General features: G+C 68.9%; 13 protein-coding genes. 8 read left to right on the top strand and 5 right to left on the bottom strand.

Features of this window, described 5'->3' with window-relative positions; genetic code table 11:
* Window positions 1-33 precede the first annotated feature (33 nt).
* Window positions 34-1,110, top strand: coding sequence for an ATP-dependent DNA ligase (locus tag LOZ83_RS07765; protein WP_236789569.1), 1,077 nt, complete (start codon window positions 34-36; stop codon window positions 1,108-1,110).
* On the top strand, window positions 1,107-2,081 hold the full coding sequence (gene ligD, locus LOZ83_RS07760) for a non-homologous end-joining DNA ligase (protein ID WP_236789568.1): 975 nt from the start codon (window positions 1,107-1,109) through the stop codon (window positions 2,079-2,081). Before LOZ83_RS07765 ends, ligD begins: the two co-directional genes overlap by 4 nt.
* A 10-nt stretch (window positions 2,082-2,091) precedes the next feature.
* Here the strand turns inward: ligD and LOZ83_RS07755 are convergent, their stop codons facing one another.
* On the bottom strand, window positions 2,092-2,661 hold the full coding sequence (locus tag LOZ83_RS07755) for a TetR/AcrR family transcriptional regulator (RefSeq protein ID WP_236789567.1): 570 nt from the start codon (window positions 2,659-2,661) through the stop codon (window positions 2,092-2,094).
* Between the two features lie 83 nt (window positions 2,662-2,744).
* On the opposite strand from LOZ83_RS07755, the gene LOZ83_RS07750 reads away from it, so the two are divergent.
* A complete protein-coding gene (locus tag LOZ83_RS07750) occupies window positions 2,745-3,695 on the top strand; it encodes an NADP-dependent oxidoreductase (RefSeq protein ID WP_236789566.1) in 951 nt (316 codons plus the stop codon).
* Here the strand turns inward: LOZ83_RS07750 and LOZ83_RS07745 are convergent.
* The gene (locus tag LOZ83_RS07745) at window positions 3,686-4,627 is read right to left on the bottom strand and encodes a methionyl-tRNA formyltransferase (RefSeq protein ID WP_236789565.1); all 942 of its coding nucleotides are present in this window, start codon (window positions 4,625-4,627) and stop codon (window positions 3,686-3,688) included. The genes LOZ83_RS07750 and LOZ83_RS07745 overlap by 10 nt on opposite strands.
* Before the next feature lie 107 nt (window positions 4,628-4,734).
* Here LOZ83_RS07745 and LOZ83_RS07740 point away from each other — a divergent pair, with 107 nt between their 5' ends.
* On the top strand, window positions 4,735-6,015 hold the full coding sequence (locus tag LOZ83_RS07740) for a lysine N(6)-hydroxylase/L-ornithine N(5)-oxygenase family protein (protein ID WP_236789564.1): 1,281 nt from the start codon (window positions 4,735-4,737) through the stop codon (window positions 6,013-6,015).
* Window positions 6,012-7,265, top strand: a complete 1,254-nt coding sequence (locus tag LOZ83_RS07735; RefSeq protein WP_236789563.1) for a salicylate synthase — start codon at window positions 6,012-6,014, stop codon at window positions 7,263-7,265. The genes LOZ83_RS07740 and LOZ83_RS07735 overlap by 4 nt, the downstream gene beginning before the upstream one ends.
* Before the next feature lie 7 nt (window positions 7,266-7,272).
* On the opposite strand, the gene LOZ83_RS07730 is transcribed toward LOZ83_RS07735, so the two are convergent.
* The 3 genes from LOZ83_RS07730 to LOZ83_RS07720 are packed head-to-tail and all read right to left on the bottom strand — an operon-like array spanning window position 7,273 to window position 10,762.
* Window positions 7,273-8,247, bottom strand: a complete 975-nt coding sequence (locus LOZ83_RS07730) for an iron chelate uptake ABC transporter family permease subunit (RefSeq protein WP_236789562.1) — start codon at window positions 8,245-8,247, stop codon at window positions 7,273-7,275.
* A complete protein-coding gene (locus tag LOZ83_RS07725; RefSeq protein ID WP_236789561.1) occupies window positions 8,244-9,227 on the bottom strand; it encodes an iron ABC transporter permease in 984 nt (327 codons plus the stop codon). The genes LOZ83_RS07730 and LOZ83_RS07725 overlap by 4 nt, the downstream gene beginning before the upstream one ends.
* Complete coding sequence (locus LOZ83_RS07720; RefSeq protein WP_236789560.1) at window positions 9,224-10,762, bottom strand: (2,3-dihydroxybenzoyl)adenylate synthase; 1,539 nt, start codon at window positions 10,760-10,762, stop codon at window positions 9,224-9,226. Before LOZ83_RS07720 ends, LOZ83_RS07725 begins: the two co-directional genes overlap by 4 nt.
* Before the next feature lie 69 nt (window positions 10,763-10,831).
* On the opposite strand from LOZ83_RS07720, the gene entS reads away from it, so the two are divergent.
* Genes entS through LOZ83_RS07705 form a run of 3 tightly spaced genes read left to right on the top strand, consistent with a single transcriptional unit; the run spans window position 10,832 to window position 13,130 of the window.
* Window positions 10,832-12,088, top strand: coding sequence for an enterobactin transporter EntS (entS, locus tag LOZ83_RS07715; RefSeq protein ID WP_236789559.1), 1,257 nt, complete (start codon window positions 10,832-10,834; stop codon window positions 12,086-12,088).
* On the top strand, window positions 12,061-12,864 hold the full coding sequence (locus tag LOZ83_RS07710; RefSeq protein ID WP_236789558.1) for an alpha/beta fold hydrolase: 804 nt from the start codon (window positions 12,061-12,063) through the stop codon (window positions 12,862-12,864). Before entS ends, LOZ83_RS07710 begins: the two co-directional genes overlap by 28 nt.
* Before the next feature lie 50 nt (window positions 12,865-12,914).
* On the top strand, window positions 12,915-13,130 hold the full coding sequence (locus LOZ83_RS07705) for an MbtH family protein (protein ID WP_236789557.1): 216 nt from the start codon (window positions 12,915-12,917) through the stop codon (window positions 13,128-13,130).

The raw sequence follows: 13,130 nt of genomic DNA, 5'->3' as shown, positions 1-13,130 counted from the left end.
CTTGCGCGGCGCGGATGGCCTAGCATCGGTCCCGTGGACCTTCCCGTGATGCCGCCGGTCCGGCCGATGCTGGCCAAGGCCGTGCACGAGGTCCCGCGCGCATCCGGCCTGTGTTACGAACCGAAATGGGACGGGTTCCGATGCATCGTGTTCCGCGACGGCGACGAGGTGGAGCTCGGGTCGCGCAATGACCGGCCGCTGACACGCTATTTCCCCGAACTGGTCGAGCTACTCAAGGAAGCGCTTCCGGCACGCTGCGTGGTGGACGGCGAGATCGTGATCGTCACCGAGCACGGGCTCGATTTCGAGACCCTCCAACTGCGGTTGCATCCCGCCGCGTCCCGGGTGCGCAAACTCGCCGCGGAAACCCCGGCGAGTTTCGTCGTCTTCGATCTGCTTTCCCTCGACGACCGCGATTTGATGGCCGAGCCGTTCGCGGAGCGGCGCCGGCTGCTGGAGGGCATGGTCAGCCGCGAGTTCGCGCGCGTGCACCTGACGCCGATGACCGGGGATCCCGACGTGGCACAGGATTGGTTCAACCGGTTCGAGGGCGCCGGATTCGACGGCGTGATGGCGAAACCCGCGGACCAGGCGTACGAGCAGGACAAGCGTGTCATGTGGAAGGTCAAGCACGAGCGCACGGCCGACTGTGTGGTCGCTGGTTTTCGCTGGCACAAAGACGGAAAAGGCGTCGGCTCGCTCCTGTTAGGACTGTTCGACGACGACGGCACGCTGCATCACGTCGGTGTGGCGAGCAGTTTCACCGTGGCCCGGCGCAAGGAGCTCGTCGACGAGCTGGCGCCGTTGCGCGAGAACGCGCTCGACGAGCATCCGTGGCGCCGCTGGGCGGAGGCGCAGTCCGAATGGGGTGGGCGGATGCCAGGTGCGCAAAGTCGTTGGAGCGTAGGCAAAGACCTCGCGTGGGAGCCGATCCGGCCCGAGCTGGTCGCCGAGGTGCGGTACGAGCACGTGCAGGGCGGGCGGTTCCGGCACGGCACGCGACTCGTCCGGTTCCGCGGGGACCGGGAACCCGAGTCGTGCACCTACGGGCAGCTGGAGGAGATCGCACCGGCGGAACTGTCCACTTTGTTCGGTGAGGTACGGTCGTGAACGTCGGCGGCGTGGAGATCTCGCACCCGGAGAAGGTGTACTTCACCGAGCGCGGCGAGACGAAGCTCGATCTCGTCCGGTACTACGAGGCGGTGGCCGGGCCGCTGCTCGCCCGGCTGGGCGGGCGGCCGTTGCTGCTCGAACGGTATCCCGACGGGGCGAGCGGGAAATCGTGGTTCCAGAAGCGGGTTCCGAAGTCCACACCGGACTGGGTCACCACGACGGTGGTCTCGACGCCGAACGGCACGACCAGCGACGCGCTGGTGGCGGCGGATCTCGCGCACATCCTGTGGGCGGTCAACCTCGGCTGCATCGGCTTCCACGTCTGGCCGGTGCACGCGGCGACGCCGGAGGTGACCGACGAGCTGCGCATCGACCTCGATCCGTCGCCGGGCGTCGTGTTCGACCAGGTGCGCCAGGCCGCCGGAATCACCCGCGCGCTGCTGCGGGAACTGGGTATCGAAGCGCACCTCAAGACGACGGGCTCGCGTGGCTTGCACGTTTACGTTGCGCTGCACCCGAACTGGGACGGCCACCAGGTGCGCGCGGCGGCCGTCGCGCTCGCCCGCGAGCTGGAACGGCGGCATCCGGACCTGATCACCGCGCAGTGGTGGAAGGAAGAACGCGGGGCCCGCGTGTTCGTCGACTTCAACCAGAATGCCCCGCACAAAACGGTTTTCGGTGCCTGGTGTGTGCGCCCGCGCGTCGGCGCGCAGGTCTCGGCACCCATCGGCTGGGACGAACTGGCCGCCGTCGAGCCGGCCGGATTGACCATCGTCACCGTCCCGGCACTCGTCGCCGAGCGCGGAGATCCGTGGGCCGGCATGACGCCGCAGTCGCTCGAGCCGCTGCTGGAGATGTCGCGCCGGGACATGGAAAACGGGCTGATGGACGCGCCGTGGCCGCCGGTCTACCCCAAGATGCCGAACGAACCACCGCGCGTCGCACCGAGCCGGGCTAAGAAGTCCTAAAAGGACATTCTCACGGTGCCAGGGGCGCGCCGAGGGCGCGGATGTCCTCGAAGGCGGCAGACAGGAGCTTGTCGGGGTCTCGGTCAGGATGGTTGAACCAGACGGCGGCGGCCTGGCCGAAGGCGGCCATCCCGATCTGGGCGGCCAGTGAGGCCACGGATTGGGAGACACCGCGCTCGCGTAACGCGGTCGCGAGGGCCTCGGTCAGGATGGTCGTTTTCGCCTGTGCCCGCTCGCGGAGAGCCGGGGTGGCGGCGATGACGTGCCGCCTCGGTTCGGAGAAGGGGCGGTTGCGCTCCAGCATGGGTATCACCGCACGAAAGGCCCTCAGCAGGACCGGAAGCGGCGCAAGGGATTCGGGCGCGCCGGCCACGACGGTGACCAGTGCGTCGCGCAGGACTTTCTCGCCGTCGAAAAGGACTTCGCGCTTGTCGGCGAAATGCCGGTAGAAGGTGCGCTCGGTGACGCCCGCCCGTGCCGCGATCTCGGCCGTGGTGACCTGGTCGTAGCCGTGTTCCTGGTACAGCTCCAGCGCCGCCTGCTGAAGGCGCAGGCGGGCGGGTCCTCCGTCGCGGGGCATGTCCCCAGTGTAGCGACAGGCTCTGACGTCACGTGCTAGCCTGCGGTGGTAGCGACAGACTCTGACATTATGCGGGGAAAACCATGACTGATCACGCCTCCACCATGAACGCGGTCCGCTTCCACGAGTACGGCGAGCCGGCCGACGTGCTGCGGCTGGAGCGGGCCGAAGTGCCGAGCCCAGGCCCCGATCGGATTCGCGTGGCTGTGCACGCGTGCGGGCTGAACCCGGCCGACTGGGCCCTGTGCGGTGGCTTGTTCCCCGGCAAGCTGCCTCGCGGCATCGGCCTCGACGTGTCCGGGACCGTCGACGCGGTCGGCGAAGGGGTCACCGGCGTCGCCGTCGGCGATGCCGTCCTGGGCGCGGCCGACTACGCCGGTGGGCACAGCGCCGGCGCGGCGGACTTCGCGATCTTGAACCATTGGGCTCGCGTTCCTTCGGGACTCGACCTCGTCCAGGCGGCCGCGCTGCCGTTGGCGGTCGAGACGGCGTACCGAAGCGTCGAAAGCCTTGGCGTCACGGCGGAGCACAGGCTGCTGGTCAACGGCGCCGGGACCATGGTCGGGTTCGCCGCCGTGCAGATCGCCCTGATGCGGGGCACGCGGGTGCTTGCCACCGCCGGCGACACCTACGCCGAACGCCTGCGTGCCCTGGGCGCGACGGTGACCTCCTATGGCGACGGATTGGCCGCGCGGGTCAAGGAAGTGGCCGACGGGCCGGTGGATCTGGTCCTGGACGTCGCGCCGCCCAGTGGCGCACTGCCCGGCCTCCTTCAGGTCGCGAATGGTGATCCGCGCCGCGTGCTCACCGTCACCGACATGACCGCCGCCACCGAACTCGGAATCCGCACCAGTTTCACCGAGACCCAGCCGCTGGCCTGGGACGTGCTCGGCGAGTTCGCCCAGCACACCGCGGACGGCCGGTTCACCATCCCGGTCGCCCGCACGTTCCCGCTCGAGCAGTGGCGCGCCGCGCTCGAAATCAGCCAGAGCGGGCATGCCCGGGGCAAGCTCGTGTTGCTTCCTCAGGGCTGACCAGTGAGATAACCGCCCATCGTGCGGAAGTAGTCGCCGGCCGCCAGTTCCGTGCCGTCCTCGGTGCGGACGCGTTCCACGACAAGGCCGTGGTTGCGGCCGAACCGGGCGTCGGCGCCGGCGACGATCACCACGCCGTCACCTTCCTTGATGAAGATCCGGCCGGGCGTCCCACCGTAAAAGCCTTGCGACACCGAAGCTTTCACGATCCGCAGCCGCTGTCCACGATGGAACGTGAACGCGTTCGGATACGGGTCGACCTGCGCGCGCACGAGCCGGTCGAGGTCCGCCGCCGGCCAGGTCCAGTCGATCCGGCTGTCCTCAATGGACCGTTTGTGGAAGAAGCTGGCCCTGGACCGGTCCTGCGGCGCCCACTCTGTGCGCCCCGACGCGATCAGCCCGAGCGCCTCGGTCACCACGGGCGCGATGAGGTCGACGGTCTTGTGGAACAGGTCCGCACTCGTGTCACGCGGCCCGACGGCTACCGAGCGTTGCAGCACGATGTTCCCGGCGTCCAGTTCCTCGTCCATCATGTGGGCGGTGACGCCGACCTCCGGCTCGCCGTTGATCAGCGCCCAGATCAGCGGCGAAAATCCGGCGTAGGCGGGCAAAAGCGAGTCGTGCACGTTCAGCGTTCCGTGCCGCGGCAGGGTGAAGATCTCCGGCGGCAGCCAGGTGCGCCAGTTGTTCGCCACGATGATGTCCGGCTCGGCCTCCTTGAGGTGGGTGACCACGTCATCGGGCCGGTTCCGCAGCAGCACCGGAACGCCGTGCTCCTCGGCGAGATCCGCCACGGAGTCGGACCAGATCTTCTCGTACGCGTGGTCGCTCTTGGGATGGGTCACCACCAGGACCACGTCGTGCTCCGAGTCCAGCAGCGCGCGCAGCGTGCGGTGCCCCCAGGTCTGGTACCCGAACATCGCGACCCGCATCGGTCCTCCTCGTGTCAGGGATCAACATCACGCCCAAATGTAGTAGCAGAGGCTCACCTAAGTTAGGTTAGGGTTGCCTCGGTTGTACATCGACAGATGGGACGGGCATGCCAGTACCGCCGGAGTTCGACCTGATCGGGGTGGGTTTCGGGCCCTCCAATCTCGCGCTGGCGATCGCCGTGGCCGAGCACAACGCCACCGCTGCCACGCCGGTCACCGCACAGTTCCTCGAACGCCAGCCCCGGTTCGGCTGGCATCGCGGGATGCTGCTCGAGGACGCGACGATGCAGGTCTCGTTCCTCAAGGACCTGGTCACGATGCGGAACCCGGCCAGCACGTTCAGTTTCCTGTCGTACCTGCACAGTCACGGGCGCCTGGTCGATTTCATCAACCACAAGAACCTGTTCCCGCTGCGCATCGAGTTCCACGACTACTTCGAGTGGGCCGCCGCGAAGGTCGACGACCAGGTTTCCTATGGCCACGAAGTGGTTTCCGTACGCGGCGGTGACCCGTTCTTCGAGGTGCGCACCGCCGGCGGCGAGGTCTACCGCGCGCGCAACCTCGTGGTCGGCACCGGCCTGCGCCCGAACCTGCCGGAAGGGGCCGAGACCAGCGATCGCATCTGGCACAACCAGCAGCTGCTGCACCGGATCGACGACGTCCGGGATCCCGCGCGCTGTGTGGTCGTCGGGGCCGGGCAGAGCGCCGCCGAGGTGACCGCGTTCCTGCACGACAGGTTTCCCGCGGCCGAGGTCTGCTCGGTCTTCGCGCGGTACGGCTACAGCCCGTCGGACGACAGCTCGTTCGCCAACCGGATCTTCGACCCCGACGGCGTCGACGCGTTTTACTCGGCGCCCGAGGATGTCAAGCGGCGCTTGATGACCTACCACGCGAACACGAACTACTCGGCCGTGGACATCGACCTCATCGACGATCTGTACAAGCGCGTGTACCGGGAAAAGGTGCAGGGCAAGTCGCGGTTGCGGATCTTCAATACCTCGCGGCCGGTGGACATCACCGAGGACGAGACGGTGTGTGTCACCGTGGAATCGCTTACCACCGGCGAAAAAACCGTGCTGGAAGCCGATCTCGTGGTGTATGCGACCGGTTACCTGTCCGCCGATCCGACGCCACTGCTCGGGGATCTCGGACAGCGGTGCCGTCGCGACGAGCACGGCCGGTTGCGCGTCGAACGGGACTACCGGCTCGTCCTGCCGGACCTGCCCGGCGCGATCTATCTGCAGGGCGGCACCGAGCACACGCACGGCATCACGTCGTCGCTGCTGTCCAACACCGCCGTGCGGGTCGGCGAAATCCTGGCTTCGATCGTGGACCGCCGGCCGGCGTTGGACTGGTCGGATGAGTATGTCGTAAAGGAGTGGGCGTGACACTGGGGATGATGACGGCGCTCGCGCGCGCCGGCTTCGGCGATTATGTGGTGTACGAACGAGATGGCGCGTGGACGTTCGCGGGCGGCGCGCTGGCGACGGTCACGCTCGACGCGTCGCATGTCCGGGTGCGTGGTGTGATCGAATCCGACACCGAATGGTCGGGTTCGCCCGGCGCGGCGCTGCGGAAAGCGCTGGACTCGTTGCCGGTGCCCGAATGGCGCGCCTACGGCCGCGTCCACTTTGGATTCTCGGGGTTGTTGCCCGGGCTGGGTCTGCGTGGTGCGGGCGAACCGGACGGCGTGCTGGTGCGGTTGCTCGTGCCACAGACCGAGGTGACCGTCGTCGATGGCGACGTGACCATCCGTGGGGACGAAGATCGGGTTCGCGCGATCCTGAGCGCGCCGGTGGCCTCGCCGGGAGAGCCTCGTGCCGTCGATGTCCGGGCGGATGGGGCGAGCTACCGCGAGCGCGTCGCGCAGGCGGTCAAGGAAATCCGGCAGGGGCAGTATCAGAAGGTCATTCTCTCCAGGTCGGTGCGGATCCCGTTCGCCGCAGACCTCGTCTCGACGTACGAGCTCGGGCGTCGCGGCAACACCCCCGCGCGCTCCTTCCTGATGCGGCTCGGGGACGCGGAGGCGGCGGGGTTCAGTCCCGAGATCGTCGTGACCGTGTCCCCGTCGGGCGATGTCACGACGCAGCCGCTGGCCGGGACGCGCGCGTTCGGCCGCGGGGCAGAAGCCGATGCCGCGGCGCGGGCGGAACTGGAGTCGAACCCGAAGGAGATCTTCGAGCACGCGGTTTCCGTGCGCACCGCGCAGGAAGAGCTGCGCCGGGTGTGTCGCCCGGGGTCCGTGCGGGTCGGGGACTTCATGGGCGTGAAGGAACGTGGCAGCGTGCAGCACCTGGCTTCGCTGGTCAGCGGCCACTTGGCGGACGGGCGGACGGCGTGGGACGCACTCGAGGCGCTCTTCCCGGCGGTGACCGCGTCGGGCATCCCCAAGCGCGAGTCGCTCGACGCGATCGCGCGTCTGGACGAGACCCGCGGCCTTTACTCGGGCGCCGTGATCGCGACGTCGCACGACGGTTCCCTGGACGCGGCGCTCGTCCTGCGGGCGGTGTATCAGGAATCCGGCCTGACGTGGCTGCGCGCGGGGGCCGGGATCGTGGTGGACTCGACGCCGGAGCGGGAGCTGGAAGAGACTTGCGAGAAGCTGACCAGCGTCGCCCCCTACGTCGTGCCCGCGTAAGCGACGGTCAGCGGCGGGTGCGGCGCAGGAGCCAGGCCAGGTAGGCGCCGCCCAAGGCCGCGGTGGCGACACCGACGGGGAGCGTGCCGCTGCCCGCGACGCGCTGGGCCACGAAATCCGCCGCCAGCACCAGCAGCGCACCCATCCAGGCGGCCGGCAGGATTCCCGCGCCGGGCGCGTGTGTGAGCCGCTTCGCGAGTTGCGGGGCGGTGAGCGACACGAAGGCGATCGGTCCGGCGACGGCGGTCGCCGCGGCGCAGGCGGCCGTGCCGACGATGATCAGGTACAGCCGGCTCGGCTCGACCCGGACACCGAGCGCGGCCGCCGAATCGTCACCCATTTCCAGGATGTTCAGCCACCGCACCCCGACCAGCAACAGCGGCACGATCACCACGAGTGCGATGACGATCGGCCAGACGTGCTCCCAGCCAAGGTTGTTGAGGCTCCCCGTGATCCACACCGTCGCCCGCGAGACTTCGGCCAGTTTCGCGTTGACGATCAGGTAGAAGTTGACCGCCTGCAGGACCGCGCTGACCCCGATACCCACCAGCACCAACCGCGTCCCGCGCACACCTCGTTGCCACGCAAGGAGATACACCGCGAGCGCGGTCACGATCCCGCCGGCGAGGGCGCCCACCGAAACCCCCAGCAGGCCGCCGCCGAACACCAGGATCACCAGGAGCCCACCGGTCGTGGCCCCGTAGTTGAAACCGATGATGTCCGGGCTGCCCAGGGGATTCCGCGACAGGCTCTGGAAAACCGCGCCGCTCATGCCGAGCGCCGCGCCGACGCACAGGGCGATCAGCACGCGCGGCAACCGCAGGTCGAGTACCGCGAAATTGGTGAGCCTGCTGCCGTTCCCCAGCAAAGTACGCACGACATCCAGTGGTGCCACGGAAATCGAGCCGACGCCGAGGGTGATCACCGACACGATGACAATGACGGCGATCAGACCTGTCGACACCACAACGGATCTGGTCATGCCCGCGCCGCCTTGCTCCGCCGCACCAACCACACGAACACCGGCGCCCCCAGGAATGCCGTGACCACACCGACGTCGATCTCTTCGGGCGCGATGACCCGGCCCAGCACGTCGGCGGCCAGCAACAACGTCGGCGCGACCACCGCGCAGTACGGCAGCACCCACCGCTGATCCGGCCCGGTCACGGCGCGAACCATATGCGGCACAGCGAGTCCGACGAACACCAGCGGGCCGACCGCGGCCGTCGCGGCCCCGGCCAGCAGCGTGATCGCCACCAGCGACAGCAAACGCGTGCGGCCCAGATGCGCGCCGAGCGCCTTCCCGGCATCGTCACCGAGCGCCAGCGCGTTCAGCGGCCGGGCGAGCAGCAGCGCGAGGATCAACCCGGCCGCGAGGAACGGCACGACCTGCACGAGCGTCGAGCCGTCGGCCCGTTGCAGCGAGCCCACCGTCCAGAAGCGCATCTGGTCCAGCGTCTGCTGATCCAGCAGGGTCAATCCCTGGGTGAGCCCGGTCAACGCGGCCGACACCGCTGTCCCCGCGAGCGCGAGCCGCACCGGTGAAGCGCCGCCCCGGCCCGCGATGACGTACAGCACCGTCCCGGCGATCGCCGCCCCCGCGAACGCGAACCACACGAACGCCCGCAGATCGGTCAACCCCAGCACGCTCACCGCCAGCGCGGCCGCCGCCGACGCACCGGCGTTGACCCCCAGCAGCCCGGGATCGGCGAGCGGGTTGCGGGTGAGCGCTTGCATGACCGCGCCCGCGACGCCGAGTGACGCGCCGACCACGATCCCGATCAGGGTGCGCGGAATCCGCAGGGTCCACACCACGTACGAGGAGTCCGAACCGTCCCGTTCGAACAGGAGATGGACCACAGTGGACAGTGGGATCGAGCGCGCGCCGACCGCGATGCTCACCAGCGCGACGAGAACGAGCAGAACCAGGGCGACGACGAGGCCGGTGGTGCGAGACCTCACTCGGCGTCACCGGCGAGGCGCCGGGCGAGGTCCGCCTTGCTGACCTTGCCGACCTTCGTGAGCGGGAACTTCTCCAGCACCTCGACCCGGTCCGGCAGCTTGTAGGCCGCGACCCCGCGCTCCCGCAGGAAAGCCGTGACCTCACGCAGCGTGGGTGCCTCGCCCTTGACGACGAGGAACGCGCAGGTCCGTTCGCCCATCACCTCGTCCGCCATGCCGACCACCGCCGCGTCGTGCACCGCCGGGTGCGCGAGCAGGTGGTTCTCCAGTTCCTCGGCGGGAATCTTCTCGCCACCGCGGTTGATCTGGTCCTTGACCCGGCCCTCGACGATCAGATGCCCGGACGGCAGCTGCCGCACGACGTCACCGCTGCGATAGAAGCCGTCCTCGGTGAACGAGCGCGCGTTGTGTTCCGCCGCACGGTAATAGCCGCGCAGCGTGTACGGACCGCGCGTGAGCAGCTCACCGTTATCCAGGACGCGCACTTCGTCGTCCGGACACAATGGACGGCCCTGGGTGGTGATCACCAGTTCGTCGGAATCGTCGAGCCGCGTGAAGTTCAGCAACCCTTCCGCCATCCCGAACACCTGCTGCAATGCGCAGCCCAACGCCGACCGGACCCGCCCCGCCGGTTCCGCGCTCAGCTTCGCGCCGCCGACCTGTAACAGTTGCAGGCTCGACAGGTCCTCGTCGGCGAACTCCGCCGCGTCCATCCACAGTAGAGCGACCGGCGGCACCACCGCGGTGACCGTGACGTGCTCGCGTTCGATCAACGCGAAAGCCGTGTCGGGACTGGGATCCGACGCGAGTACGACGGTGCCGCCCGCCGCGTAGGCGCCCAGCAGGCCGGGGCAGGCGAGTGCGAAGTTGTGCGCCGCCGGGAGTGCGACGAGGTACACAGTGGACTCGTCGAAGCCCGCCACCCGAGCGCTCGCGCGCGCGTTGTACAGATAGTCGTTGTGCGTACGGGGGATCAGCTTCGGGGTCCCCGTTGTCCCCCCGGAGAGCAGGAAGAGCGCGACATCCGCGGGGTCGGGCTCCGGCAGTTCGACGGGCTCCCCGGTCGGCAGCTCCTCGTCCACCACCACGACCTGCCGCAAGCCGGGCACGGCTTTCTGCACGATGCGCCCGAGTTCCCGGTATTCGTCCGCGATGAAGTACACGACCGCTTCGCTGAGTTCGCACAGCGGCACGATTTCCGCTTCCCGATGCGCAGGCAGCGCCAGCACCGGAAGAGCGCCCACCCGCAGCAGTGCGAAGAAAAGCGCCACGAACTCCGGAATGTTCGGCACCTGCACGATGACCCGCTCGCGCGGTGCGACCAACCGCGACAGTCCTGACGCGACCCGCGCGACCCACGCGTCGAGTTCGGCATACGTCCACCGCGACCCGTCGGCGCCGACCAGCGCGACCCGCGAGGGGTGCCGCGAAACCCCGTCCCACAGCAGCGTGTCCAGCGGTTCCCCGGTCCAGTAGCCCGCCGCCCGGTAGCGCTCGGCCAGGTCTTCCGGCCAGGGCACGCACCCGTCCAACATCAGCAACTCCTTGGGTCAGGCGACGAACTTAGGTTAGGCTAGCCGATGTAATCGGGAGGAAGGTACCTCGTGCGGCTTGGCGAACTGGTCATCGACACCACACCGTTGCGGACCAGTCCGGGGTACCGCCGCGTCTTCGCCGCGCAGACCCTCACGGTGCTGACCACGGCGCTCACGAACGTCGGCATCAACCTGCACGTCTACCAGCTCACCGGCTCATCCGTCCAGGTCGGCCTGGTCAGTCTCGTGTTCGGGTTCGCGCTGCTCGTGGGGTTGCTCTCCGGTGGCGTGCTCGCCGACCGGCTCGACCGGCGGCGGCTGATCCTCGGCACCCGTTCGGTGGTCGCGGTCATCCTCGCCGGGCTCGCGATCAACGCCGCGATGCCGCATCCGGCGCTGGCTGTCGTCTACCTCGCGGCCGTGCTCGCCGGGAGCATCAACGGGCTCGGCGGGTCGGCGCTGATGGCGGTGGTGCCGTCGCTGGTCGAGGCCAAGCAGCTGGCCGCCGCGGGCGCGCTGTTCACCGTGACCAGCCAGTTCGGTGCGATGATCGGCCCCACGGTCGCCGGGTTCATCGCGGCCGGGCCGGGCGTCGCGACCTGCTTCGCGATCGACGCGGGCGGCTACATCCTCGGCGTCGTCCTGATGTGGTCCATTCCACCGTTGCGTTCCGAGCACAAGCCACAACATCCGCTGCGATCGCTCGCCGAGGGGTTCCGGTTCGTCCGCCACAACCAGGTCGTCGCCGGGCTGCTGCTGATCGACGTGTGGGCCATGGTGTTCGCGATGCCGTACGCGCTGTTCCCGCAGCTGGCCGAACAGGTTTTCCACGGCGGCCCGTCCACCGTGGGCCTGCTCTACACGGCGCCCGCGGTCGGGGCCTTCTTCGGTGCGCTGGCCAGCGGCTGGATCGGCCGGGCCCGGCACAGCGGCCGCGCGCTGATCGCCTCGGTGCTGGTGTGGGGTCTCGCGATCATCGGGTTCGGCCTGTCCGGACAGCTGTGGCTCGGGCTGATGTGCCTGGCGATCGCGGGAATCGGTGACACCACGTCGGAAATCCTGCGCCGCGCGCTGCTCCAGCACTACACGCCGGACGAGTTGCAGGGCCGCGTGTCGAGCCTGTGGCTCGCGCAGGCGACGACCGGGCCCGCGGTCGGCAACGCGGAAGCCGGGCTGGCCGCGCGCCTGTTCGGCAGCGCCGGCGCGATCGTCGGCGGCGGGCTGATCTGCGTGTTCGGCGTGTGCCTTGTCGCCGTGACGATGCCCCGGCTGCGCCGCGCGAGCCTGCAAGGAGAGCAATGGCCCTCGCAGCCGTCAACGGCGTGAAGATCTCCTATCAGGACACGGGTTCCGGCGAACCCGTGGTGCTGGTGATGGGCACCGCCGCGACCGGGCGGGTGTGGCATCTGCACCAGGTGCCCGCGCTCGTCGACGCCGGCTACCGCGTGATCACGTTCGACAACCGCGGATTTTCCGGCGAGGACACGGACTTCACGATCGACGATCTGGTCGCCGACACCGCCGAGCTGATCGAGCATCTCGACCTGGGCCCGTGCCGGCTCGCCGGCACGTCGATGGGCGCGCAGGTGGTCACCGAGCTGGCGCTGGCCCGCCCGGACCTGGTCACGCAGGCGGTGATGATGGCGACGCGCGGTCGCCCGGACGTGCTGCGCGAGGCGATGGGGGAGGCCGAACGCGAGCTGCGCGACAGTGGCGTGGACCTGCCGGCGCGGTACGAGGCGGTGGTGCGGGCGGTACAGAATCTCTCACCCCGCACGCTGAACGATGACGCGGCGATGCGCGACTGGCTCGACCTGTTCACGCTGTCGCCCACCATCTGGACGCCCGGCCTGCGCGCGCAGCTGCGCCTGGACATCACCGGGAACCGGCTGCCGGCCTACCGCGCGATCAAGGTTCCGTGCCTGGTCATCGGATTCGCCGACGACCTGCGGTTGCCCGCTTACCTGGCAAGGGAAGTCGCCGACGCGATCCCGTCCGCGCGGTATCTCGAGCTCGAAGGCTGCGGGCATTACGGCTACCTGGAGCGACCGGATGAGGTCAACGCCGCGCTCGTCACCTTTTTCGCGGGTAGACACACTTAGCTCCGCCTTACTAAGGTAAGCCTCAGTTAACCCATGATCGGGAGGCTTCCGTGACCAACCCCTTCGACGACGACAGCGGCCGCTTCTACGCGCTGGTCAACGACGAGGGCCAGTACTCGCTGTGGCCCACGTTCGCCGAGGTGCCTTCGGGCTGGACGATTGTGTTCGGCGAGGACAGCCGGCAGGCGTGCCTCGACCACATCGAGGCGAACTGGACGGACATGCGGCCACGCAGCCTCGTGCGCGCGATGGAAACCGAGTCCTGA

Source organism: Amycolatopsis sp. GM8 (genome assembly GCF_021653975.1).
Lineage (GTDB): Bacteria > Actinomycetota > Actinomycetes > Mycobacteriales > Pseudonocardiaceae > Amycolatopsis_E.
This window is presented reverse-complemented; position numbering and strand designations above follow the sequence as displayed.